Consider the following 25,852-nt stretch of genomic DNA (forward strand, 5'->3'; position numbering starts at 1 on the left):
GAACTACTAACTCTCCTGATAGGACACATCTCCCCCTATTTTTCATGGATTAAAGAGTATGATTGCTGGTTATATTCGATAGTTTCTAAAGTATTCTAGTTATTGTAACTAGTTTATTTTGGTGTTGTTAGTAGTCATAAACTGAGTAGTATTAAATAATTACTTCAAGTGAAGTATAATTTATTTAATCGTGGTTTGGGAGTGTTTAATTGTCAGTTAAATACCCAATAATTTGGACAGTGAGGTGTTATACCAACGGCACTTATAATTGACCTGTATGCGCCCAATTTCGTCTACCGATTGATGTGATTGTGTGGGGTTGTTGAATAAGCTTATTCCAAGCGGAACAGGCGGCATCGACAATTTCCTGGTAGTCTTGAAAGGTTCGGTTAGAGAGCCAGTTTTGCCGTAAGTACTGCCAAACATTTTCAACCGGGTTGAACTCCGGAGAACGGGGTGGGAGCAGCAAGATGGTTATATTATCAGGCAACTTCAGTTTTGCTGTTGTATGCCAACCCGCTTGATCCATCAGGACCACTGCGTGCGCCCCTTTGGCGACGGTTCGGCTGATTTCTTTAAGGTGAAGCTGCATGGAATTGGTATTGGCTTTGGGCAAAACAAGTGCTGCCCCTTTGCCGAGGGCGGGGCAGATGGCCCCGAATACATAAGTTGATTGATAGCGCCCGTCGCTGGGAGCCCGTGGTCTCGTTCCTTTTTTTGCCCACCTTCTGGTGAGCCCATTTTTTTGACCAATGCGGGCTTCGTCCTGCCACCAGATTTCCATGGATGTTTGTGAGGGCAAGTGCACTTTTATTTCTTTAAGCCGGGCATGGAAGTTTTTTTATATGTCTCCATAACTTGCTCGTCCTGTGCCGGGTGCTGTGGCCGAACGCTGACCCGAGAAAATCCCAGAACTCTGAGGAGGCTTGAAATAGCCCTTTCGCTATAGCTGACCCCAAACTTCTGCTCGATCACACCTTGCAGATCCCGCCGACGCCAGCGAATTACGCCGTGTTGTTGTAAATCAGGCCCAGCCTCAACCAGATCTGCAAATTCAGCCATTTGCTCTTTATTTAACCACCGGACACGGCCCGGGCTCTTACGATTGTACAGGCCGTGCGGCCCTTCTGCGTTAAACCGATGCACCCAGTCTCGCAGTGTTTGGCGGTCCATGCCGCCCATGCGTGCCGCCTCCAAGCGCGACAACCCATCATAAACAGCAGCAAGAGCAAGAAGGCGGCGGCTCTGCCTGACATCCTTACTTTGACAAGCAAGAGTTCGTAACGAAGAAGCATCATAGTCTCGGCGCAATGGGATCGCTGACATTGGGAATCTCCTTTCCCAATGTTGAATCACAATTCAAGTGATTTGGGAATCCTCATCCCGAGTCAAAAACAGGTGCCGTTGGTATTAGTAGCTGTAGCCGATCAAACGGAACGCGCTTTAATGATGCGAGAAAGTAAAAAAGGGAGCCGAGGCTCCCCTTTTCCATATTTGGGTGCAACGCTTAAATTAGCGGCGCTGGTCGATTGGCATATAGTCGCGGGAAGGAGCGCCAGTATAGAGCTGACGTGGGCGACCGATGCGCTGGGATGGATCCTCAACCATTTCTTTCCACTGTGCAATCCAGCCGACAGTACGTGCCAGAGCGAACAGAACGGTAAACATTGTCGTCGGGAAGCCGAGCGCACGCAGTGTGATACCGGAATAGAAGTCAATGTTTGGATAGAGCTTTTTCTCCACGAAATATGGATCGGAAAGAGCGATGCGCTCCAGCTCCATTGCAACGTGAAGAAGTGGATCATCTGGATGACCAAGTTCTGCAAGAACTTCATGCGTTGTTTTTTGCATGATACGAGCGCGTGGATCGTAGTTCTTGTAGACGCGGTGACCAAAGCCCATGAGGCGGAAAGGGTCGTTCTTGTCTTTTGCGCGGGCAATGAACTCTGGAATGCGATCAACAGTGCCGATCTCTGCCAGCATGTTCAGTGCAGCTTCATTGGCACCGCCGTGGGCAGGGCCCCAAAGACATGCAATACCAGCAGCAATACATGCAAATGGATTTGCACCTGAAGAACCAGCCAAACGCACTGTGGATGTAGATGCATTCTGCTCGTGGTCGGCATGCAGAATGAAAATACGATCCATTGCGCGGGCCAGAACCGGATTCACTTTGTACTCTTCACAAGGCACTGCAAAACACATGTGCAGGAAGTTGGAAGCGTAATCCAAGTCGTTGCGCGGGTAAACGAATGGCTGACCAACGTGGTACTTGTAGGCCATCGCAGCGATTGTCGGCATTTTTGCGATCATGCGCAAGGATGCAACCATACGCTGGTGTGGATCGGAAATATCCGTGGAATCGTGATAGAATGCAGAAAGAGCACCTACTGTTCCAGTCATAACCGCCATTGGGTGGGCGTCACGACGGAAGCCTTTGAAGAAGCTGGCCATCTGTTCGTGGATCATAGTGTGGTATGTCACACGATGGACAAAATCGTCCTTTTGGGCACGTGTTGGAAGCTCTCCATAAAGAAGCAGGTAGCAGCTTTCAAGGAAATCACCCTGTTCAGCAAGCTGTTCAATTGGGTACCCGCGATACAAAAGCGTACCTTGGTCCCCGTCAATATAAGTAATTTTAGATTCACAGGATGCGGTGGATGTGAAACCCGGGTCATAAGTAAAGCAACCCGTTTCCTTGTAAAGCGCGGCAATGTCAATAACGTCTGGACCGACGGATCCTGAGCGGACGTTCAGGTCGATTGTATCACTTCCAATCGTCAGTTTTGATTTTTTTTCGCTCATAAAGGCAACCCCCTAGTTGTAGGTCCCCAGACCAGGTGAAAGAACTAAATCGTATACCAGTGGATACACAGAAAGTTGATAGGCCACCCTATGTGGGGAGTGGTGTCGTGAGAGTGCGTACCTTATTTGTCGCAGTACCGCAAGCGTAAGGAACCTATCAATTTTGGCTATTGGGAGAATACCGCAGCGTCGGGAAGACCTCAACCGCGGTATTTGGTTAACTTTTTGTGTTTATTTTGCGCAATCGCCAATGCGGGCGAGAGATTCTTGCTTACCAAGAACTTCCAGAACATCAAAGATACCCGGGGATGTGCCGCGCCCTGTGAGAGCAGCACGCAAAGGTTGGGCAACTTTTCCAAGCTTTAGTTCTTCTTGCTCGGCAAACGCGCGTACGGCGGCTTCGGTGTTTTCCCCGCTCCAGTCGGTTACCGCTTCAAAATGGGGAAGAAGACGTGCCAGAACAGCGCGGGCATCTTCTGACAGAAGCTTCTCGGCCTTTTCGTCAAAGTCCAAAGGACGCTCTACCCACAGATACCTTGCAGATTCTTGCAGCTCTACGAGTGTCTTTGCACGTTCTTTGAGACCGGGAAGGGCTGCAAGGAATTTTGCTTCGTTTTGTGCATTTGAGAGCCATTCCAGTACCTGAACACCGCCCTCAACATCTGGCAGGTAAACCTTGAAGGCTTCAAGCAGCTCAGAATCTGGGGTGGAGCGCATGTAATGGGCGTTCAGGTTTTCCAGTTTCTTGAAATCAAAACGAGAAGGTGATTTGCCAATTGCGTCAAAATCGAACCACTCGATCATCTGGTCAGTGGAGAAAATTTCATCATCTCCGTGGGACCATCCCAAGCGTGCAAGGTAGTTGCGCATGGCTGCTGGCAAGTAGCCCATTGCCCGGTAAGCTTCTGCGCCAATGGCCCCGTGACGTTTGGAGAGCTTTGCGCCATCTGGTCCATAAATCAAAGGAATATGGGAGACAACCGGAAGATCCCAGCCAAGGGCTTTGTAGATGAGGGCTTGACGAGCGGCGTTTGTCAGGTGGTCATCACCGCGCACAATGTGGGTTACACCCATGTCATGATCATCAACAACTACAGCAAGCATATAGGTTGGGTTGCCGTCTGAGCGGACCAGAACCAGATCGTCCAGATCTTTGTTCGGGAACTTTACAGTGCCCTGAACTTTGTCTTCAATAATGGTATCGCCTTCAAGGGGCGCCTTCAGGCGAATAGCGGGAGAAATACCTTCGGGGGCTTCAGAGGGGGCCCGGTCACGCCATGTGCCGTCGTAGCGCGGTGGGCGGTTTTCAGCACGCGCTTTCTCGCGCATGGCGTTCACTTCTTCCGGCGTGCAATAGCAATAGTAGGCCGTGCCGTCTTTCACCATCTGTTCTGCCACAGCTCTGTGACGCTCGGCATTGCCGTATTGGGAAACAGGCTCTCCATCCCATTGAATGCCAAGCCATGAAAGACCGTCTTTCAGGGCAAGAACAGCGTCATCTGTTGAACGGGCGCGATCAGTGTCCTCAATACGAAGAAGCATTTTACCGCCCCGTCCTTTGGCATATAGCCAGTTGAACAGAGCTGTGCGAGCCCCGCCAATGTGCAGGTAGCCAGTGGGTGAGGGGGCAAAGCGCGTAACAACACTCTCAGTCATGGTGCTCTTAAATCTCTTAGGTTAGTCCATCATTTACGGCGGTCGCCGAAGTCTTGTGCGCTGTGTACCATAGTGTTTCCCACCACCCAAGGGGGAGAAAACAAGGTAAGTGCGTTGACAGTTATATCATCCTCAAACAACACGGAAAAACTTGAGGGAGTAGCCAAATCTTCGCGTAGGTGGCCCCTGTCGTTTTTTCGGGATAAGAGGGAGAGGGAGGCTCCGCACAGTGTTGTGAGAGAGGACTTTAGCTCTCAAAGCTCCTTGTTCTCAAAATTTTCAGCTGCGCTTTCTAGGGCAATAGAGCAGGAAGCGGATCTTGGCAAAAAGCCATTATGGGCGTTTCTTTTCTTCCTAAGCGGGCTAATTTGCTATTTTGCTTTGCCCGCCGAGCCATATCTAATCATTGGACCATGCCTTTTTCTTGGGGGGCTGATTTCGTACTGTCTGGCTCGTCAGCGGACACGGCGTTGGGTCCTGTTTGTTTTTCTTTTTGTCAGCTTTGGGTTTGCAGCGGGGCAGGTGAGGGTCTTTTTAGTCAAAGCGCCGGTTGTAAGTAGGCCAGTTACTAGGGTCGTGGAAGGTGTGATACAATCTATTTCCGTATCCATAAAAGGGCGCACGCGCTTGCTTATTCAGCCATCCCATATTTCTGGTTGGAAACAGGAGGTCCTGCCAAAAAGGGTGCGATTGTCTTCAAACTCTGATCTCTCCCAGATACGCTTGGGCGACAAAATTCGCGTGCGGGCCCGTTTGATGGCGCCACAAGGGGCTATTGTGCCGGGCGGTTATGATTTTGCGCGGACTGCATACTTCCAACAAATCGGGGGTATTGGCTATACACTTGGCAAGCCGGAGGTCTTGCAGCCCACTAACGGTTGGCACTTTTTTCTTAGTTTGGAACGCACGCGAAGCGCGCTCAAAGACCGTTTTCTGAGCAGTCTTCCAGCCTCATCTGGAGGCGGTTTGGCTGTCGCTTTACTGATTGGAGACAGAACTTACTTAAAAGAGGCGGATAAAGAAGCTCTGCGCCGCGCGGGCCTTGCGCATATTCTTGCGATCTCCGGGTTGCATCTGACGCTATTTTCTGGCGTGGCGTTTTTGGTTGTGCGCATACTCCTTTCGGTAAATAGGGCGCTGGCCCTAAGTGGTCATGTCTCCGCTATTGCATCAGCTTTTGCCCTTATGGCCGCATGTTTTTATCTGGCAATTTCCGGAGGGGCCATCGCAACGCAGCGGGCGTTCATCATGGTTCTGGTTGTCCTTATTGCCCAAATAGTTGGGAGAAAAGGCCTGACACTACGTTCTCTTGCCCTATCAGGTTTTATCGTGCTCTTGCTGGAACCCGAATCCGTGCTCTCCCCAGGGTTTCAAATGTCATACATTGCAGTTTTGGCTTTGCTTTCTGCCTATCAAATGAAACTAAGAAGAAAAGGGGGGGGATTGCCTGCTGGTAGCCGGACGCCAGCACGTGGATTGTTGTTGGTACCGTTATTCTGGCTTTCAGGAATCGCGGCAACATCAGTTATTGCTGGTATCGCCACCGCGCCGGTATCCCTTATGTACTTTGGTGAAATGTCCCCCCTTGGACTTTTGGGAAACCTGCTGGCCATGCCTGTCTTTACACTGGTTGTTATGCCTGCCGGTGTCGCCGTTTTTTTATTCAGCACAGTAGGGCTGGACCCGTTTGCCCTCTATGTGATGGGGAAAGGGCTGGAGCTTATCCTTTTTTTTGCCTATTGGGTTTCCTCAATTTCCGGTGCCAGTGGTTTACTGGGGCATCAAAGCCAAACTGCGCTGCTGTTGATATTACTGGGAATTGTTCTGGTCTGCTGCGTGCCGGGCAAGTTCAAACTGGTGTGCGTTATTCCGGCCTGTCTCGCGCTTTATGCTCAACTTCAATTTACACCGCCCTCACTCATTATTGCCGGTAATGGCAAGGACTTCGCCTTTTTTGGGGATGGTGGAGGGTTGAAAATCTCCTCCAAGCGTAAGAGTTTTACCTCTCAGACTTTGTTGAGGTTCTATGGTATTTCGCAGGAGGAGTTTCCTCATCATAAACTTGATGCCAAAGACGTAAACTGTGATGAGCAGGGCTGTCTTTATTATCTAAAGAGTCTTGAGGGGGAAAAAGCTGAGAGGTCATGGGAGGTGACAGACTCTCGAAAAATGATATTGGCCCACTCTAAAGCGGCAAGTGCGTTAGAGCAGGATTGTCGTCTGGCCCATATTTTAGTGACCACGTTTCAGGCTCCCAAAAACTGCGGGGCTTTGTACGTTGCAGACGCCCCAGCCTTAAAAAGAAGTGGGGCTGTTGCGTTGTGGCTTACAAATGAGGAAGGGCAGGTAAATATAGCAAAAATAAAAAAGGCCTACGGAGAAACTCGCAGGCCTTGGTATCCGGTTGTTTCCGAATAAGTCTTTGACTTAGATGTTAAGTCCCGGGAGGAGATGGTGTGGTTGTTTTATAAATCTGTCCGGCTCTTGTGTCCATTGTCTGGTAATATAGTCGAAGGGTGTTAGGCCCCGAAGAGCCTTGAGGCGCTTGGCGAAGTTATAGGCCTGAATAAATGTGTCCAGATGGGCTCTTAGTTCGTTGTGTGTGCGGTAATAGTAGCGCCGAACGGTTGCTTCTTTAAGGGTTCTGTTCATGCGCTCGACCTGGCCATTTGTCCACGGATGGGCTGGTTTGGTAAGCCGGTGGTCAATGTCATTTTGGGCACAAGCCAGAACAAATGCATGAGCACGAAACAACTGGCCTGTTGTGAGCAAATGTTGAACCTCACTGGCGTTCCAGCTGTACCCTTTGGGGTCAGTGAACTGGGTGCCGTTATCGGTCAGCACGGTATGGATCTTGTAGGGAACCGCTTCAATAAGGGCCCGCAGAAAGGTACTGGCAATCCTTCTGGTGGCTTTTTCAAAGAGTTTGACAAAGGCGAACTTTGAGGTTCGGTCAATGGCAACGAACAAATAGAGCTTGCCTTCTTGCGTACGAACCTCAGCAATATCAAGATGAAAGTAACCAATTGGATAGGCTTTGAAGCGTTTCTTGTTCGCTTTCATATCCGGTGGTGGCAGGCGCGAAATCCCATGGCGCTGGAATAAGCGATGCAGGGACGAGCGGGTCAGACGCGGGATCGTTTCCTGCAGGGCGTAAAGGCAGTCATCGAGTGGCAATAAAGAGTGCTTGCGAAAAGCGACACACGCCGCTTCTTCCGCCACGCTCAGGACTGTGGAGCGGGGATTCTTCCGCCCCATAGGTTGATCTTCCACGCTATTGCGATGTTTCCACTTCATCACCGTTTTGGGATTGATGTTATAACGCCGGCTCAACTCTTTGATGGTTGCATCCGATTTTTGTATGGCTGATCGAACCGCGTGAGTAGTCGTGGCGCTGCCGTGTAATACCTGTCCCATAAGTCCTCCCGAAATGATGAAGTCAATGTTAAACCGATTCCATCTGCTCGCGGGACTAAACATCTAATAACGTCGAAATAAGGCCACCAGCTTTCCTTGGATATGAACCCGGTCAGGTCCAAAAATACGGGTCTCATAAGCAGGGTTGGCAGCTTCAAGGGCAATGGAAGCCCCTTTTTTTCGAAGTTTTTTAAGAGTAGCCTCTTCATTGTCGACCAGTGCAACAATAATATCGCCAGTATCGGCACTATCGCCCTGCTGTATTAAAACTGTATCGCCATCCAAAATTCCAGCATCGATCATGGAATCACCACGCACTTCCAAAGCATAGTGCTCTCCGAGGCCAAGCATGTCCGCAGGCATCGCGATAGCGTGGCTTTGGTGTTGAATAGCCTCAATGGGGACGCCCGCAGCAATGCGGCCCATGACCGGAACTTCTATGGTCGGAACCCTATCCTCACTTACATTGTAACTTGAGGTGTGAGGATTTGGCTTGGTGCGGGTCCCTTCGATAACGTCCGGAGAAAAGCCGCTGTGATTTGCTTTCGTGTTTCGGGGTGCCTCTGCATTGTCAGGTAGCTTTAAGACCTCCAATGCACGGGCCCTGTTTGGGAGACGTCGTATGAAGCCTCTCTCCTCCAGTGCTGTTATAAGTCGATGAATGCCCGACTTACTGCGCAGGTTTAAAGCAACCTTCATTTCATCAAAGGAAGGAGGAATTCCGGTGCTGGTAAGGCGCTCGTTGATAAATAACAACAGCTCACGTTGTTTTTGCGTTAGCATATCAGGAGCTCCCCACTCACTTAGGTTATGTTCATGTTTGTTTCCCCAATTGGGGAAAGTACAAAAGGCGAACATAGATTACCTGTTCCTATTGTGTTCTGCAACCTAAAACTACGCAAACACGAGGCTACAAGAGTGGTAGCTATGAAATTTTGTGAATTGTGCGGGGTTCCTGTTAGGAAGCGCCCCTTGCGCCTCTCAGTGGAATTATTAAATCCGGTTGATGATTAGAGTACATCGTGTTCATTCGCATTCACGCTGTGCACTCTAACTTATTTATTTTGATTGAATTCTTGTCGTTTGACTGAACCCAATCAAACGGAACGCGCTTGTCTTATGCTTTTTTAGTGCCTTCAGTAATTATGGAGCACGGCCCACCCTACTGAGTCGGGTGGGCCGTGGCGGTGGTCGGATCGGGGGGAAGGCGAATGGCTTGTTTATCTGAGGAGACTACGAAGAAAGAAAAATGTAGTGTTCTGCCCGCCAGTCTTACCCGGTTCAATGTGAGTAGGTTTGTCTGGCAGGCGGTGATATTGATGACGTTCTCTTATTTATTGAGAAGGTCTTGAAGGAACGGCTTTAACACCGGTGCTATTTCGTCTCTTTCTAGCCCAAATGCGATATTTGCAGAAAGAAAGCCGGTTTTTGAGCCACAATCATATGTAGTGCCTTTAAACTCGATACCATGAAAAGCTTGCTGTCCCATTAAAGTCAACATGGCATCTGTGAGCTGAATTTCGCCTCCAGCGCCTGTTGCCTGTGTTTCCAGCAAATCAAAAATTTCCGGCTGCAAAATGTAGCGGCCGTTGATATATAAATTGGAAGGGGCCGTTCCAGGTGCTGGTTTTTCTACCATGCCGGTGATGGGGAAACTTGTCTCACTCTCAGGTGAGCCGCGCTCGACAACGCCATATTGGTGGGTCTGCTCCCACGGAACTTCTTCAACCGAAATTACATTACCACCATGAGAATTGTAGGCGTTTACCATTTGGGTAAGGCAGCCTACCTCACTTTTCATAATCATGTCTGGGAGGAGAACCGCAAAGGGCTCATTTCCAATAAGTTCGCGCGCGCACCACACCGCATGCCCCAAACCTAAAGGCTCCTGCTGGCGGGTAAAGCTGGTGGATCCTGCAATCGGTCGCTGCTCTTCCAGTAACTTTAGAGCTTTTAGCTTCTCACGGTTTTGCAGCGTCTCTTCAAGCTCGTAGGCCATATCAAAGTGATCTTCGATGACATGTTTGTTACGGCCAGTTACAAATACAATATGCTCAATACCAGCAGCGCGGGCTTCATCTACAACATATTGAATGACTGGCTTGTCCACTACTGTGAGCATTTCTTTGGGTACGGCTTTTGTCGCAGGTAAAAATCTGGTTCCCAATCCAGCTACAGGCAAAACGGCCTTTCGTATGGGTTTGTGTGCCATGGTTCCTCGTTTATACTTACATAGATCAGAGTGGACTAAATTGTGTTAACTGTCTGAGTAATGCATTGTTAATATTGGAAGAAAATTATTTTTCAATTCAATTTGACTATTAATCCCAAGATCCACTTTTTTTCAAGTTTTGTAATGCACTTCCGATCTCATTAAGGTACTACATTGAACGAGTATTGAACACCAAGGCAAATAATGATTGAAATCTTTAAGAGTGCCTCCCTTAAGGCTGGCGAAGTTATCATGAAATTCTATCAGGATAATGTGGAGTTTTCTGAAAAAACTGATGGCTCTCCTGTGACAAAAGCAGATCAAGCGGCTGAGGATGTGATTTTGTCGATTTTGGCAAGTCAGCTGCCCCAAACTCCTGTCGTAGCTGAAGAGGCCGTCGCGTCTGGCTCTATTCCCGACTATGCCGATGAATTCATTTTAGTTGACCCCCTCGATGGAACTAAGGAATTCATTAACCGCAACGGGGAGTTTACCGTCAATATAGCACTCATTCAAAATGGCAGGCCTGTAGCTGGTGTAATTTTTGCGCCAGCCTTGAGCGAGCTTTATTGGGGGAGTGAAGAACACGGTGCCTTCTTTGCTAGGGTTGAGGCAGGAAATATTGTTGATCCACTTCCAATGAAGTCTCGCCGCGGCGTTGATGCGATTATTGGTTTAGGCAGCAGGTCCCATATGACCAAAGAAACTCAGGCTCTTGTTGAACGGTGCGGTGTGGATGAAATGATTGCCGCCGGCTCTTCCCTTAAGTTTTGTCGGGTAGCTAAAGGTGATGCCGACCTTTATCCTCGGTTGGGACGAACCATGGAATGGGATACAGCAGCAGGGCATGCGATTTTGCTTGCCGCGGGCGGTAAAGTAATTGATCAGGGCGGAGAGGAGCTTGCTTATGGCAAGCGTGAACAAGCCCATGATAGCGATTTTGCAAACCCCTTCTTTATTGCTGTGGGTGATGAGAAAATTATTTCCAAATATGACCTGAGTTCAGGCTGGTAATCGTCGGCATAAGACCTTGAACCGACTATACCGTTCATAAAGTATATATTATTCAATCTGATGCTATTGGGAGACCTGTATGGGGACCGATCAGATGTCGCATTTGAAGCGGCTGGAAAACGAGAGTATTCATATAATTCGGGAAGTTGCTGCAGAATTTAAAAATCCTGTAATGCTATACTCGATCGGCAAGGACTCCGCAGTTATGCTGCATCTTGCTTTGAAGGCCTTCTATCCTTCCAAGTTGCCGTTTCCTCTTTTGCATGTGGATACCACATGGAAATTCAAGGAAATGATCACTTTTAGGGACATGACCGCTAAAAAGTATGGTTTGGAGTTGCTGATTCACACCAATCAAGAAGGTGTGGAGCAAAACATCAACCCGTTTGATCATGGCTCTTCCAACTATACACACATCATGAAAACTGAGGCCCTGAAGCAGGCGCTGACCAAGTATGGTTTTGACGCAGCTTTTGGTGGGGCGCGCCGAGATGAGGAAAAATCCCGGGCCAAGGAACGGGTGTTCTCTTTCAGGAGTGCCGCACATAGCTGGGACCCGAAGAAGCAACGTCCGGAGCTTTGGAATCTTTATAACGCACGGGTTGCCCCGGGTGAATCTATTCGGGCGTTCCCGCTGTCAAACTGGACGGAACTTGATATTTGGCAATATATTCTTGCCGAGAACATTGATATCGTTCCCCTTTACCTTGCTGCTAAGCGCCCGGTCGTGGAACGCGACGGCACGTTGATTATGGTGGATGATGAACGTCTGCCACTTCGTGATGGTGAGGTGATTGAAGAAAAATTGGTTCGTTTCCGTACACTGGGTTGCTACCCACTGACAGGTGCAATTGAATCTGATGCGGATACGCTCCCTGATGTGGTGAGGGAGATGTTGATTGCTCGAACCTCAGAGCGGCAGGGCCGCCTTATCGATCATGACGATTCGGCGAGTATGGAGAAGAAGAAACGAGAGGGGTATTTCTAATGAACAAGCATGAAGAATTTATCTCCTCCGAAGCGTTTACTGACTATATCAGTGGTCAGGAAAACAAAAGCCTTCTCAGGTTTTTGACTTGCGGCAGTGTTGATGATGGTAAGTCGACGCTTATCGGTCGTTTACTTTATGATACAAAGCTGATTTTTGAGGATCAGCTGTCCGCGCTGGAAAAGGACAGTAAAAAGCACGGCACTGTTGGTGAAGATATTGACCTTGCTTTGCTCGTCGATGGGCTGGAAGCCGAACGCGAGCAGGGTATTACGATTGATGTTGCCTATCGTTTCTTTGCAACTGAGAAACGAAAATTCATTGTTGCAGATACTCCGGGCCACGAACAGTATACCCGTAATATGGCAACCGGTGCTTCCACCGCCGATCTTGCTGTTCTTCTGGTTGATGCGCGCCAAGGTATATTGACCCAGACACGGCGACACGCCTTTATTGCCTCGCTGCTGGGTGTGCGCCATGTTGTCCTTGCTGTGAACAAGATTGACCTTGTGGATTATGATCAATCTCGTTTTGAGGAAATCAAGGCCGAGTTTGAAACCTTTGTGTCATCGTTCGAGTTTGAGACATCTGTTGCTATTCCCATATCCGCGCGTTTTGGAGACAATGTCTCTGGTGCCAGCGACAAATTGGGGTGGTACCAAGGGCCGACACTCTTAGAGCATCTGGAAACTGTTGAAACGGAAACCTCGTTTAGTGATGGACCGTTCCGTCTTCCTGTGCAGTGGGTAAACCGGCCGGATCATACATTCCGCGGATATTCGGGAACTGTAACCGGTGGCACTGTCCATGTTGGGGATGAGATTGTTGTCGCAGCATCCGGGAAAACCTCAAAGGTTGAACGGCTGGTGACCCATGATGGGGACATTCAGGAGGCCACGTCAGGACAGGCAGTCACGCTTACACTTGAAGATGAAATTGATATTTCTCGTGGTGATGTGATTGCTGTTGCCAATCATCGGCCTGAGGTTTCTGATCAGTTTGCAAGCCATGTTATCTGGATGTCGGAGGCACCGCTCTATCCCGGTCGCCCTTACCTTTTGAAGATTGGTGGGCAGACGGTCAGCGCAACTGTGACAGAAATCAAGCATAAGATTGATGTAAACACCTTTGAGCATCTTGCCGGAAAGCAGCTTGATCTCAATGAAATCGCGTTTGTTAACATCTCCTTATCCAAGCCGGTTGCCTTTGACCCCTATGAGGTTAATAGGGACACTGGTAGCTTTATTCTCATTGACCGGTTAACGAACGAGACGGCTGCAGCGGGACTTGTCTGGTTTGGGCTAAGACGCGCTACGAATGTTCACCGTCAAGCATTGAGTGTTGACAAACAGGCGCGTGCACAACTTATGCACCAGAAGCCGGCTGTTCTTTGGTTTACTGGGCTCTCTGGATCAGGCAAGTCCACTATTGCAAATGCACTTGAGCAGAAACTGTATGATCTAGGTAAAAATACCTACGCTCTTGATGGTGACAATGTTCGTCACGGCTTGAACAGGGATCTTGGGTTTACAGAGGTTGACCGAGTTGAGAACATTCGCCGCGTGGCCGAAACTGCCAAGCTGTTTGTGGATGCTGGGCTGATCACTTTGGTCTCGTTCATTTCTCCGTTCCGCTCCGAACGTAGAATGGCACGTGGACTTCTGGAAGAAGGTGAATTCTATGAGATCTACGTAGACACACCATTCGAAGATTGTGCTAATCGCGATCCTAAAGGTCTATATGCTCGGGCAAAGGCTGGTGAGATCAAGAACTTTACAGGGTGGGATAGTCCCTATGAAGCTCCTGAGCTCCCTGAAATGAAGCTAAGTACTGCTGAGCGGACTCCCGAGCAGATTGCCGATGAAGTTCTTGAACGGCTCCGTGCAGATGGAATCATTTAGGTGTTTCTGCTTTAGGCTTTGTGAACATTTCGAGTAAAAAGAGAAAGGGCGGCATTTGCTGCCCTTGTCTTTTAAGAGGTATCGTCCTATTGCCTATTTGTGTTTTCAAATAAAGGGCAGGCCATGTCTCATCCCAACGCAGAAGTCTCTGTTGGAAAAGCTCTATTTTCTAATAGTAAACCATTTTCACTTATCGCTGGCCCTTGTCAGATGGAATCTCGCGCCCATGCCTTGGAAATGGCTCAGGCAGTGAAAGAAATCACTGACGAGCTTGGTATAGGTTACGTTTTTAAAGCTTCCTATGATAAAGCCAACCGGACAAGTTTGAGTGGTAGCCGGGGTATTGGCTTTAGCGAAGCAATGCCAATTTTTTCCGAAATCAAGGAAACACTTGGCCTACCTGTAATCACTGACGTCCATGAACCCGGGCACTGTGCGCCAGTTGCTGAGACCTGTGACGTGTTGCAAATCCCTGCGTACTTATGTCGCCAGACAGACCTGTTGGTTGCCGCAGCAAAAACCGGGCGTGTGATTAATGTTAAAAAAGGGCAATTCCTTGCGCCTTGGGACATGAAAAACGTAATGAACAAAATTGTTCAAAGTGGTAACCCCAACGTGCTCCTGTGTGAAAGAGGAACAACTTTTGGTTACAACACGTTGATCACTGATATGCGCGGCTTACCAACAATGGCTGCTATGGGTGCGCCTGTTGTCTTTGATGCGACGCATTCGGTTCAGCAGCCAGGGGGGCAGGGCGGCTCATCTGGAGGTCAGAGGGAGTTTGTTGCAACGTTGGCGCGCGCTGCCGTGTCTGTCGGTATTGCTGGTTTGTTTATCGAAACTCACGATGATCCAGACAATACAGCCTCCTCTGATGGTCCCAACATGATCCCGCTGGACCGCCTGAAGGAGCTTCTTGCATGGCTCAAGGAATTTGATGCCGTTGCTAAGTCTAAAACATTCGAGATTTGATAGTTTTACGGAAATGCCTCTCTCACTTGCCAAGTGGGGGAGGTGAATAGGGACAGCTTAAAGAAACTTATCCCTAAGGAGTATTGACCTCTTCCCTATTTATTGAACCTAAGGTAGAAGCAGCGTTGAACCAAACCCTTGACGCTATTGGTAATCTGGAGAATAAGATGACAGCAATCATCGATATTGTCGGCCGCGAGATCCTCGACAGCCGTGGTAACCCTACAGTTGAAGTCGACGTCCTATTGGAAGATGGTTCCTTTGGTCGTGCTGCTGTTCCGTCTGGTGCGTCCACAGGTGCGTTTGAAGCTGTTGAACGCCGTGATGGCGGCGAGCGCTATCTGGGTAAAGGTGTTGAGGGCGCCGTAGAAGCTGTAAATAGTGAAATATTTGATGCCATTGGCGGTATGGATGCCGAAGATCAAGTTAAAGTTGATCGGGCAATGATTGATCTGGACGGTACCGAGAACAAAGGGCGCTTGGGCGCAAATGCTATTCTTGGTGTGTCCCTTGCTGTTGCAAAAGCTGCGGCTGAGGCGTCTGCTCTCCCGCTTTACCGTTATGTTGGTGGCGTTGGCGCGCGTACCCTACCTGTTCCAATGATGAATATCATCAATGGCGGTGAGCATGCCGATAACCCGATTGACTTTCAAGAGTTCATGATTACGCCGGTTGGTGCTTCGTCCCTGCGTGAAGCTGTTCGTATGGGGTCTGAGGTTTTTCATAATTTGAAAAAAGGCCTGTCAGCTGCTGGTCACAACACAAATGTTGGTGATGAGGGCGGGTTTGCGCCAGGTATTGGCTCCACTGATGAAGCTATCGGTTTTATATTAAATGCCATTGAAAAAGCTGGGTATACGCCTGGTGATGACGTTATGCTGGCGTTGGATCCCGCATCGACTGAGTTTTTTGCTGATGGAAAGTATAACCTGAAAGGCGAAAGTAAAGTTCTGGGTCCGCAGGAAATGGCCCGCTACTACGAAGACTTGGTCTCCAAATACCCGATCTTCTCTATTGAAGATGGTATGGCGGAAGAAGATTGGGAAGGCTGGAAAGCTCTGACTGATGCAATTGGTGACAAGTGCCAGCTTGTTGGGGATGATTTGTTTGTGACAAATACACAGCGTCTTTCCCGCGGCATTCAAGGCGGTATCGCGAACTCCATTCTTGTTAAAGTGAACCAGATCGGCTCTTTGACTGAAACGATGGAAGCCGTTGAAATGGCTCACAAAGCTGCCTACACCTCCGTTATGTCGCACCGTTCTGGTGAAACAGAGGATAATACAATTGCTGACCTTGCTGTGGCTTTTAATTGCGGTCAGATTAAAACAGGTTCGCTGTCCCGTTCCGATCGTATTGCGAAATACAATCAACTCATTCGCATTGAAGAAGAGCTTGGACCGCAAGGTCACTTTGCAGGTCGTTCAATTCTGCGTGGCTAGAGCGTGTTCCGTTTGATTGAAAGCAATCAAACGACAAGAATTCGCTCAATATAAATCAGTTGGAGCACGAGGCGTGAGTGAAATGAACGTAACGTGCTCTAATCTCTCCATATTTGGAGAGAGTTGGTATAAGGGTTCTGCTGCTTGGGAGGACCCTTTTTCTTTTAGGTTAAAAAGTAAAGGCAGTGGTGACGATGGAAGTGTCCGTCTTGCCAAATTGAATCAATGAGGAGGCTCTACGAGAAGTGATTTTTGGCGAAAGCAATCAAAAAAACGCCTGCAACCAGTTCTAAAGGTTACTTACGTAAAGAATATTAATTATAGATTGGGAAAGCTATTGGCTGGGGATCCTGGACTCGAACCAGGACCGACGGAGTCAGAGTCCGCTGTTCTACCATTAAACTAATCCCCAGCAGAACCAATAGGTTAGCAGCGTTCATTACAAATATTTGTAAAGTGTTTTGCAAATGCGCCGTTGGGTGGTTCTATATATGTCCCGATTCTCCGGGTCAATACTAGCCCTGAAAAAAATGCCATTGGTTGTTCTTTTTTTAAAGTTTTCCCACAGAGCTGTTGAGGTGAGTGTTGTCCCATCCCTTCTCTTTGGCTAGCCAAAGAGAAGGGATGGGACATTGCCGCTCTTAAGCTATTTTTTTATTCCGATCCCGGATCAGGCTGAACATCGCCCTTACAATGTAACAGGAGAGCGTAAGCCTATGTGAAGTAGCGGATCGAGTGTGGGAGGCAGTCAAGGCATGCAGGGCATTATTGGTTGGTTCTGCCCTCTTGAAACGTGATTGGATTCAACCCAACGACATGAATTCGACAAAAATATAAAAGTTAGAGTGCTAGGTGTGAATGGGAATGAGCGTGAGGCGCTCTAATTGAATTGTCTGAAGTTAGGGGCGAACTTCAAACTGGAGAGTTGGGATAGCATCCGCTATCCCAACTGGATTGTTTGTTTAAGCGCGTATCTTTAACCGAAAAACAGTGTTCACTTTTCAGAGGTGCGCTTTTAAGCGAAGAGGAAGTCGCCTGCACTTATAAGGCTGGCGTCTACACCTTGTAGCAGGACCGAACCGCCATCATAGGCAATAAGGGTATCTGTGCTTTCGCTTGTAATCGTCAGGTCATCGAAAGAAGAAGCGCCGGAAACAAACTCAATGTAGTCAAGTTCAACTGTGAAGTCGGTGATAACGTCTTCGCCGTCGCCGCTACCGAAGACGAACAGGTCTTCGCCTTCACCGCCGGTTAAGGTGTCGTTTCCTTCGCCGCCAACAAGGATGTCAGAGCCGGCATTTGCGATCAGAACGTTATCAACGCCGTTGCCCAGCAGAATATCATCACCTGAACCGGAAATCGCATTTTCGATAACTGTATCACGCATGATGATCATGTTACCGATTTCACCCATGACACTTGAGATGCTCTCGGAAGCTAGGTTGATCACCTGATCTTCTTCACGGCTTTCGAAGTTAACGGTGTCAATACCGCCGTTATCGATGATTGTGAATGCTGGGCCATAAGCACGATCAGAGTTCACGATGTCGTCATAGAACCCACCAGCGGTCGAATTGTCGCCATAGACAGTATCTTCAAGGCGGAGGTCAGTTGGGGCACCGTAGAGATTCTGAATTGCTATAATATCCGCAATCATCGGAGTTACAGGCTGGGCCCATGTTGCATCAATCTGCGTATTCTCTTTCTGTGAGAAGTACGACATGACGCTCATCTGGTAGGAGTCATTAGCGTAATTGGCATGAACGTCGTAGGAAGCGCCGCCATTGTACAGGCCTGCATGAGACAAGCCCAATGCGTGGCCGATTTCATGAATATAGGTCTTCATCGTCAAACCATCCAGATCCATACCACCGGACCAAACCCAAGTCGCTTGAATATTAATGTTAGCAGATTTAATTACGTGACCTGAGTGATTAACAGTAATCGACCCACCGATATTGTGGTCAGTAAAATTGATCTGTGCTTCTTCGTCAATTTCTTTGAAATTGATACCTGTAACGCTAGCCCAAGATTCAAGAGCCAGGCGCGCCATGTAGATACTATCCTCTTCCATCTCACCGAAGTTGACGGTAATTTCTCCACCCGGCTCAACATCGAATGCCCGATAGTTATCCTGATAGTAGCCGTGGGTTAGCCAGTTTGCGATCTCATCATGTGACCACCACTCCGTATGGGTTGGGTTATACGGATCAATGACATCCGGCTCGCTCTTTTCTACGCTCAGGGTATAGTCGCCAGTAAACCAGCTGAAATCGGATCCAACTTCAAGATGATAAGTTCCAGCTTCTTCAACAGTGAATTTGAAGGAAGTCGGAGCCCGTTCAATCTCAATAGGCTGCCCATCAGGGCCCAAAAGCTTCAAAGTGCCGTTGGTGAAGTCGCTATTTTCAGAAGCCACCAGATCAAATGCGTAGGTTTCACCGGCCTCTAATGTAACTGCAACGTAGTCCGCATCGCCTTTTTCGTCTAATGAACCGTAGAATACAGGCTGAACATCTGGGTCCATTTCATAGGGCGAATCGAAAGATGCTGGCGCGTCCTCTTCCTCGATCACGAATGGATCGATAGGATCGACCGGAGGCTCTGGCTGCTCGTCAGAAAGAACGGCAGTCACAATGTAGTCACCGGTGTACGTATGCCAGCTGGCCACTGCTTTAATATAATATGTGCCAGATTCCTGTGCTATAAAACGCAGGTGAGCATTGGTACCTTGCCCCCCATCATCATCAGCAAGCGGGAGAGATTCTCCGTTTATTCCCATAATATAGAACTTCGGATCGGAAAGAGCGTTTCCATTACCTGCATACGCATCCATGGAAACTTCATAGGCTTTGCCAGCCTCCAGAGTTACAGCAATGTAGTCAACATCTTTATAAGCACCGATACTTCCTTGGAAAGTATCACCCAGCTCTATTTCATAGTCGGTTGTCTTATTTTCCGCTGCGTCAGAGCCTTCAATGATATAGGTATCGGAAGGGTCAACCGGCAAAGCCTCTGCCAGATTCACATTGATGGCGTAGTCACCTTTTTTGTCATTGGCAGAAGATGCCTCAATATAAAAAGTGCCAGACGCAGGCGCAGTGAAGCGGAGGCTTGAATACAGCGCATCACCGCCATCCTTATCCTCCGCGATGAGATTTCCATCTTCATCATATACTTTTAAATAGGAATCTTGCAGTCCATCGAAGAGGTCAGCAGTGCCAGACAAGTCAATGTCATAGGTCAGTCCAGCTTCCAGCGTAATGGCAACGCGGTCCACATCACTTCCTTGGCTAAGCTTACCTTCAAAGGTGTCGCCCACATTTATCTCGTAGGTCGTATCGGAAGTTGCCGCCGCATCGTCCGCCTCCACTACGGTTTTAGGTTCTACATCCTCATGCCCAGTGTGCACCACACTTGTTTTTAAGGTGTAATCACCGAAATAACTACTACTGTAAGGTGCTGCAGCAATGTAGTAGGTGCCGGAGATGGTAGGGACATACTGCAGGCTGGCAAAATACCCTTCCCCGCTATCATCATCCATTGCCACTTCATTGCCCTCAACGTCATAGAGGCGCAGAAGAGTATCCCCTAGAGGTTGCCCTTTGTTACCTTCCATATCGAAGGTATAAATGTTGCCAGCTTCCAGCGTAATGGCGATGTAATCTGCTTCGTCTTCCAATCCCACGAAGCCTGTAAAAGTGTCCCCCGCAGAGATTTCGTAGGGAGTCTCTATGGAATCTGGCGCGTCCACGTTCCCCGCTTCAGTATATTCGGAAGCGGTAATACTATTTGTATTTTGTAATGAGTTATCATTCGTATTAATATTAGATGTATTCTCATTTGTAGAGTTCATTACAAGTAACCTTATCGTTATTATAATACACTTATTTTATTTTTATGATAAATACTTGCATTAAAATACAATTTTAATTAAATTAATTGCAGTGTATATATCATAGATGACCTTTATCAACTAAAATATACTTATTGAATAGTGCTTTGGTATTATGTTTGTGTATCAGTTGTTCACGGCTAAACTTGGAAAAAGGGCTCAGGTTGCTATGCTCAGTTCCTTAAGAAGTGACATTTACCTCAAGGTTTTTGTCGTGGTGAGGCTGAAATTTTCATAGGACCTAGGGAGAAAAATGCACGGGGCAATGCGGTATACCCGCTGTGCTCAGTCGTTCTTTTCGACCAACTGCATTTTAGAGATGGTTATTCTCTATCTCAAATGCTGGGTCATGACCCAAGTTTCGTATCCACGTATTTGTCATTAATGAAAGGCGGATATGGCGATGCTTGATCTTAGGAAACTGATATTTAAATTCTGCTTACAGGCCATCTCACTTGGTGGAGTAGTGGGTGTTCATGCCCATGAAGTACACTTCACAGCAGAAACCGAAATTCCTATCAAGGTCACATTACCAGATGATACAACTGCTCTAAGCGATGGTTTGCATGTTTTAGGGTTTGGTGTCCCGTTCACCAAAGGCATGATCCAAGAAAAGTCTTTGGATGGTATGTGTTAAGTCCCGCGAGGAGATGGTTAGGCTGTTTTATGAACCTGTCCGGCTCGTTTGTCCATTGTTTGGTAATGTATTCAAAGGGTGTTTGTCCTTTGAGAGCCTTGAGGCGTTTGGCGAAGTTATAAGCCTGTATGAACGTTTCCAGATGAGTGCGCAGCAGGTTGTGTGTCTGGTAATAATAGCGTCGAACCGTGGCCTCTTTGATGGTGCGGTTCATACGTTCGACCTGACCGTTGGTCCAGGGATGGGCCGGTTTCGTTAGCCGGTGGTCAATATCATTTTGAGCGCAGGCCAGAACAAAAGCATGGCATCGAAACCGCTGACCGGTCGCGAGCATACGCTTCACGTCCTGAGCATTCCAACTGTCGCCTTTGGGATCGGTGAAATGGGTCCCGTTGTCAGTCAGCACGGTGTGGACTTTATAAGGTACAGTCATGATGAGGTTGCGAAGAAAGTTGCCAGCAATCCTTCTGGTGGCTTTCTCATGCAGTTCCACAAAGGCAAACTTCGACGTTCTATCAATGGCAACGAACAAATAAAGCTTGCCTTCCGCAGTTCGCACCTCCGCGATATCGATGTGAAAGTAACCGATCGGATAGGCTTTGAAAGGTTTTTTGGTCTTGTTCTTATCTGGGGCTGGCAGACGCGAAATCCCGTGGCGCTGGAATAGACGGTGGAGGGATGAGCGGGTCAACTTCGGGATCGTTTCCTGCAGAGCATAAAGGCAGTCATCCAGCGCGAGTAAAGAGTGCTTGCGAAAAGCAATACACGCAGCCTCTTCAGCCACAGTAAGAACGGTAGAGCGAGGATTTTTCCGGCCCATAGGTTGATCTTCTACGCTGCTACGTTTTTTCCACTTCATAACCGTTTTGGGATTGATGTTATATCGGGTACTCAGCTCTTTGATTGTTGCATCCGATTTTTGGATGGCCGATCGAACCGCGTGAGTAGTCGTGGCGCTGCCGTGTAATACCTGTCCCATAGCCCCTCCTTACAAGATGGTGTCAACGATAAACTGATTCCATCTTCTCGCGGGACTAAACAGGTATGATGTTGACGTGTACGGGTTCAAGCGCCGATCAACTTGAAAGCCAACTGGTTGATATGGCTGTTTTGAAAAAAGCTGTTTGGGTGAATATATCCACGCAATCAGATGGCGATGACGATCCCGAAAATTCAGATGTTCGTTGGGCATGGGTGGACTTTCTTTGGGATAGCGCCAAACCAAACTGCACCCTTTCGCTACCCGAATACGGATCTGTAGTCAGCGCTCAGCCTATCAGTGGCGTTTTGAAAATAGCTGGTGGTAGCGAAGCGGGGGCGTTTACTATTAATAACGGCAGGTATCAGATCACGTTTTCAAACCACTCCCTGTTTCCAAGTAGGATCGGATTGATCGATTTAGACGGAGCTGCCGTAACCGCGACAAATGAAGGCTCCGATTTTTATCTTATTGATGACTTTTTTTGCGATGGAACGGAGGGAGTGAGCTGCACTGCGCACCCTACAGGGTCTGTCATATGGACAATAGAGCGTGAAAGCTCTCTGCGCTATGTGATCAAAGGGGAGGCGAGCTATATCGCTGAGGAGCAAGACGGTCTCAAGGAAGTTGCCAAGGCCGTTGTGCGCTACACTATCCTCAAAGATACCTCGTACTTTGACATTGAGCATCAAGTGGTGAGTACACGCCAAGCGGTGAAATATACAGGGCTTGGTCTTGAGATCAAACCCGTTGACGATGTTGATGTTTGGGCTGTCAGCGAAGAAGAGGTGGGTAAGGCGGGCTCGTTCAATGAAGATGGTAGCATCTATACGCTCAAGCTCTGGGAACCTACTGCACTCTACGCCCACATAGACTACAAACCGGAAACCGTTTTCGGCGTTATGAGCGATGCTTATAAGGATGCTCTGCAATGGATGATAGAGACCCATGCCAGCGCAAAAGAGACAGTTGCGAAGGAAGTTGATAGACTGGAGAAGGTAAGTAACCCTTGGGGTGTCGGCCGTACCCATAAAATCAGGCTGGCAATGGCCTTGGGTAGTCAGGTGGGCAACAAGGAACAGCTTTCTGGAACGTTAATTCAGCCCTATCTGGCAAGAGCTGATGAGAAATATATCACCCATCTGGATGACGCGGTATTTCCTAAAATGGCCTACATGGGTGAAGGGGGAACCGCCGCGCTTGATGAAAACAGTGGCGAGACTTCGGAAGCCTTGAGTTTTTCAGATCTGGAGGCGCTTCATTCCCAATGGTTCAAGGATTACATGGCCCAAGCAAGATGGGTTCCCTTGGAAGGGTGGTATAACTACGGTAGGGCCCCCTACAACCGTTATATGAAAGATCCGGAACCAAATTCTGACGGCTCACATACCCTATATCCTCAGTGGTACCGCCAAAGCATTTCCCCGTACAATATCGTTCGCAACAGCATATATAGTTGGGTGCGTTCTGGAGAGCGCTCATACATGGACTTCGCGCGCAAGGTGAACCGATTTGTCCGTGATTTTCATTATGTCCATGATGGTGGAGATGACTGGAGCTGTGAGAATGACGCTGGAGCCACATTTGCCGGCGAATATTGCGCAGGAAAAATAACAGGTCAATATGTTAGTGGAGCAGATGACTGGTATCCCATTTACTGGGCAAAGGCAGGTGTGCCGATCATCCAGCAAGTCAATGATGGGGAAGATTTAACGGCTATATCTTTAGAGTATTTCCTGTTCGATGACCTTGCTAGCTATGATGTTATAACGCGTTATAACGGTGCGCTTGTAAGGGCCTTTTGTGGGGCAAGGCCCAGTGAGAATAAGCAATGTGCTTATGATGTGCAGATGAATAAAACTGAAAAACTCCAGAAAGTGAAACAGGACCTTTTCGGAGTAACCCCGTTCCCGTCCATGTCTGCCATGTTGGCCACCTATAAAGTCACTGAGGATGAAAAACTCGGCATCTGGCTTGGTGATATCCTGCCTCTGTTCTTTAACAGCGGCGACCAGTTGGGGTTGGATGATGACTACTGGAATCAGGCTCCCTCCAATTGCTACATCACGGCGACCTATAAGTTAGATCGTAAACTCTCCGATTTTCTGGATATTTATCGCTATCTAAAAGCTGATAGATATCCAGAGATGGACTTGGAGTATGTTCTGGAAAAAATGGCGATGGTGTACCCGCTGCCGCATTTGGATGTGGCTTTTAAACAAGGTGTTTTTACTTCGCAAAGTATGGCCCCAATTTTCTATGGGGAGGCTTATAGGAAGACCTGTAACGGCAACTCCCTTCCAAACAACTCGCTGCAAAACCTTCGGTGGAATCTGAAAATGGCAGCGGCGCTTCATAGGGATTCGAAGAGCTGGCGAGAGGATCTTGATGGGGCAAATCCCTATAAAAATCCTATGCCTAGCATGCCAACCGCGCAAAGCTGGGCAGGCAATTTTGGTTTTACCTCTCAGTATTTAATCGATAACCATGCCGAGGCGAAGGATATCACAAAAGACTTCGCCCTCATGCATATAGAGCCATCTAGAAATACCTACATGCTCTATGCCTTGCCAGTGGGTATGGGACATCTGTTGAGCGACGAAAACTATTGCCACTAGAAGAGTGCTAGCCTCCTCTTTGAGAGGACTTATCCCCTTGCATAAGAGCCTCTTGTAAACTGTGCCCACAGAGGGAAAAGCTCAGCATCAGGGGACAAGATCATGGAAAAGTCGAATATCTACGGTTTGCCGTTTATTGCGGCCTCCCAATCACAAAAACACATCACTCACAACGAGGCTTTGTCTCAGTTGGATGCTTTTATCCAGCTCTCGGTAAAATCCAGAACCACTGTCAGTCCTCCTGAGGATGAAGACGAAGGTACGCGTTATCTGGTTCCTCAGGATGCTTCGGGAAGTTTTTTAGGGCATGAGGCTTCCGTTGCAGCGCAAATCGGCGGGGCATGGGTTTTTGTTGAACCCGTGGCCGGTATGCGGTGCTGGGTGGAAGATGAAAGCCTATTGCTCTTTTACACTGAGGGGGAATGGAGGGAATTTGCTAGTGTTATTGATGCGCTCACACTTGATACTGCTGCAAATGGGGTGCTTTCCAAACTTGGTGTTGGATTGGCGGCCGACGACCAGATGCGGCTGGCGGTAAAAACACCAGATGCAGTTATAACCCATGGGGCTTCTGGTGACGTCGCTTTGAGGCTGAACCGTGCTGTTCAGGAGAATGAGGCCAGCCTTGCTTTTTTGAGTAACTGGCAACCAAGAGCACTGCTGGGGCACTTTGGTCAGGATAATTTTACGTTAAAGGTGAGTGCTGATGGCAGTGCTTATTTACCGGTTTGGTCGGTTGATGGGGTAACTGGTGAGTTTAACCTTCTTTGCGAGCAGGTAACTCTTTGCTCCACAGAGCATGGGGCGCAAACAGGCTTGGCTGTAAAAGAGGAGCTGATAGATTTAACTGGCGCACATGTTCAAAGCACTCTTGCGTTTCCAGCAAGGGCAATTGTGTTTTGTGTCTCACTGCGGGTAACTCAGAGCATCACAGGGGTTAGTTCGTTTCATTGCGGGCTTTCGGGAGAGCTTTCCAAGTTTGGTGGGTTTTTGTCTGTGGCAGAAGGCGCTCATAATGTGGGTGTTGTTGGTCCCTTTGCCGTTTATGCGGATACGCCAATAGTTATTACTGCAGAGGGCGGGAATTTTAGTGGAGGTCAGCTTCGAATTGCGCTGCATTATTTACTGCCAAGCGCCGCCCAGAGTTAGAGCCGGTCAAGGCGCTGTGTGGGGGAGGGGCGCCCTTCTTAAAAGCCGATTTTACCCTCATTTGTTCTCTCTTTGGAAAATACGATCTTCGCAATGGGCTATAGACCCAAGGTAATAGGGGGGAATTTTTGCCTGTATGGCGTATGAGCCAGCATTGCCGTTTCTAT

The 25,852-nt window shown here is 48.3% G+C and carries 17 protein-coding genes and 1 tRNA gene; 9 read left to right on the top strand and 9 right to left on the bottom strand.

Going from position 1 to position 25,852, the window contains the following annotated elements; translation table 11 throughout:
• Positions 1–262: 262 nt before the first annotated feature.
• The 3 genes from P6574_RS08285 to gltX all read right to left on the bottom strand — a co-directional run bounded on the left by P6574_RS08285 (position 263) and on the right by gltX (position 4,461).
• A protein-coding gene (locus tag P6574_RS08285) for an IS630 family transposase (protein WP_310619876.1) occupies positions 263–1,326 on the bottom strand; the annotation gives its coding sequence in 2 pieces (ribosomal slippage) (positions 263–843 and positions 843–1,326; 1,065 coding nt in all).
• Positions 1,327–1,512: 186 nt separating this feature from the next.
• Positions 1,513–2,805: a citrate synthase gene (gene gltA, locus P6574_RS08290; RefSeq protein WP_310619877.1), complete on the bottom strand. Its 1,293-nt coding sequence runs from the start codon at positions 2,803–2,805 to the stop codon at positions 1,513–1,515.
• A 231-nt stretch (positions 2,806–3,036) separates the two neighbouring features.
• Positions 3,037–4,461, bottom strand: a complete 1,425-nt coding sequence (gltX, locus tag P6574_RS08295; RefSeq protein WP_310619878.1) for a glutamate--tRNA ligase — start codon at positions 4,459–4,461, stop codon at positions 3,037–3,039.
• Positions 4,462–4,725: 264 nt separating this feature from the next.
• Here gltX and P6574_RS08300 point away from each other — a divergent pair, with 264 nt between their 5' ends.
• Positions 4,726–6,879: a ComEC/Rec2 family competence protein gene (locus tag P6574_RS08300; protein WP_310619879.1), complete on the top strand. Its 2,154-nt coding sequence runs from the start codon at positions 4,726–4,728 to the stop codon at positions 6,877–6,879.
• A gap of 9 nt (positions 6,880–6,888) precedes the next feature.
• Here P6574_RS08300 and P6574_RS08305 read toward each other — a convergent pair whose 3' ends face one another.
• From P6574_RS08305 to galU, 3 genes are all read right to left on the bottom strand, one after another.
• Entirely contained in the window at positions 6,889–7,878 is a 990-nt protein-coding gene (locus P6574_RS08305) for an IS481 family transposase (RefSeq protein ID WP_310619880.1), read from the bottom strand.
• A gap of 63 nt (positions 7,879–7,941) precedes the next feature.
• Positions 7,942–8,661, bottom strand: a complete 720-nt coding sequence (gene lexA, locus P6574_RS08310) for a transcriptional repressor LexA (protein ID WP_310619881.1) — start codon at positions 8,659–8,661, stop codon at positions 7,942–7,944.
• 547 nt (positions 8,662–9,208) lie between these two features.
• A complete protein-coding gene (gene galU, locus P6574_RS08315; RefSeq protein ID WP_310619882.1) occupies positions 9,209–10,090 on the bottom strand; it encodes a UTP--glucose-1-phosphate uridylyltransferase GalU in 882 nt (293 codons plus the stop codon).
• A gap of 204 nt (positions 10,091–10,294) precedes the next feature.
• On the opposite strand from galU, the gene cysQ reads away from it, so the two are divergent.
• From cysQ to eno, 5 genes are all read left to right on the top strand, one after another.
• Positions 10,295–11,104, top strand: coding sequence for a 3'(2'),5'-bisphosphate nucleotidase CysQ (gene cysQ / locus P6574_RS08320; protein ID WP_310619883.1), 810 nt, complete (start codon positions 10,295–10,297; stop codon positions 11,102–11,104).
• A gap of 79 nt (positions 11,105–11,183) precedes the next feature.
• Complete coding sequence (cysD, locus tag P6574_RS08325) at positions 11,184–12,092, top strand: sulfate adenylyltransferase subunit CysD (protein ID WP_310619884.1); 909 nt, start codon at positions 11,184–11,186, stop codon at positions 12,090–12,092.
• Complete coding sequence (cysN, locus tag P6574_RS08330; RefSeq protein ID WP_310619885.1) at positions 12,092–13,993, top strand: sulfate adenylyltransferase subunit CysN; 1,902 nt, start codon at positions 12,092–12,094, stop codon at positions 13,991–13,993. The genes cysD and cysN overlap by 1 nt, the downstream gene beginning before the upstream one ends.
• Positions 13,994–14,116: 123 nt before the next feature.
• On the top strand, positions 14,117–14,965 hold the full coding sequence (kdsA, locus tag P6574_RS08335) for a 3-deoxy-8-phosphooctulonate synthase (RefSeq protein WP_310619886.1): 849 nt from the start codon (positions 14,117–14,119) through the stop codon (positions 14,963–14,965).
• 167 nt (positions 14,966–15,132) lie between these two features.
• Positions 15,133–16,407: a phosphopyruvate hydratase gene (gene eno, locus P6574_RS08340; RefSeq protein WP_310619887.1), complete on the top strand. Its 1,275-nt coding sequence runs from the start codon at positions 15,133–15,135 to the stop codon at positions 16,405–16,407.
• A gap of 338 nt (positions 16,408–16,745) precedes the next feature.
• Here eno and P6574_RS08345 read toward each other — a convergent pair.
• Together P6574_RS08345 and P6574_RS08350 are read right to left on the bottom strand one after the other, a co-directional pair.
• A tRNA-Gln gene (locus tag P6574_RS08345) sits at positions 16,746–16,819 on the bottom strand.
• Between the two features lie 603 nt (positions 16,820–17,422).
• Entirely contained in the window at positions 17,423–20,263 is a 2,841-nt protein-coding gene (locus P6574_RS08350; protein WP_310619888.1) for a M10 family metallopeptidase, read from the bottom strand.
• 436 nt (positions 20,264–20,699) lie between these two features.
• Here P6574_RS08350 and P6574_RS08355 point away from each other — a divergent pair, with 436 nt between their 5' ends.
• On the top strand, positions 20,700–20,939 hold the full coding sequence (locus tag P6574_RS08355) for a hypothetical protein (protein ID WP_310619889.1): 240 nt from the start codon (positions 20,700–20,702) through the stop codon (positions 20,937–20,939).
• Here P6574_RS08355 and P6574_RS08360 read toward each other — a convergent pair.
• Positions 20,893–21,918: an IS481 family transposase gene (locus tag P6574_RS08360; protein ID WP_310619890.1), complete on the bottom strand. Its 1,026-nt coding sequence runs from the start codon at positions 21,916–21,918 to the stop codon at positions 20,893–20,895. The two genes, P6574_RS08355 and P6574_RS08360, sit on opposite strands and share 47 nt — an antisense overlap.
• 65 nt (positions 21,919–21,983) lie before the next feature.
• Here P6574_RS08360 and P6574_RS08365 point away from each other — a divergent pair, with 65 nt between their 5' ends.
• Together P6574_RS08365 and P6574_RS08370 are read left to right on the top strand one after the other, a co-directional pair.
• The gene (locus P6574_RS08365; RefSeq protein WP_310619891.1) at positions 21,984–24,536 is read left to right on the top strand and encodes a hypothetical protein; all 2,553 of its coding nucleotides are present in this window, start codon (positions 21,984–21,986) and stop codon (positions 24,534–24,536) included.
• Between the two features lie 102 nt (positions 24,537–24,638).
• Positions 24,639–25,685: a DUF2793 domain-containing protein gene (locus P6574_RS08370; protein WP_310619892.1), complete on the top strand. Its 1,047-nt coding sequence runs from the start codon at positions 24,639–24,641 to the stop codon at positions 25,683–25,685.
• Positions 25,686–25,852: the final 167 nt, after the last annotated feature.

Origin of the sequence: Pseudovibrio sp. M1P-2-3 (assembly GCF_031501865.1) — a bacterium.
Taxonomy (GTDB): Bacteria; Pseudomonadota; Alphaproteobacteria; order Rhizobiales; family Stappiaceae; genus Pseudovibrio; species Pseudovibrio corallicola.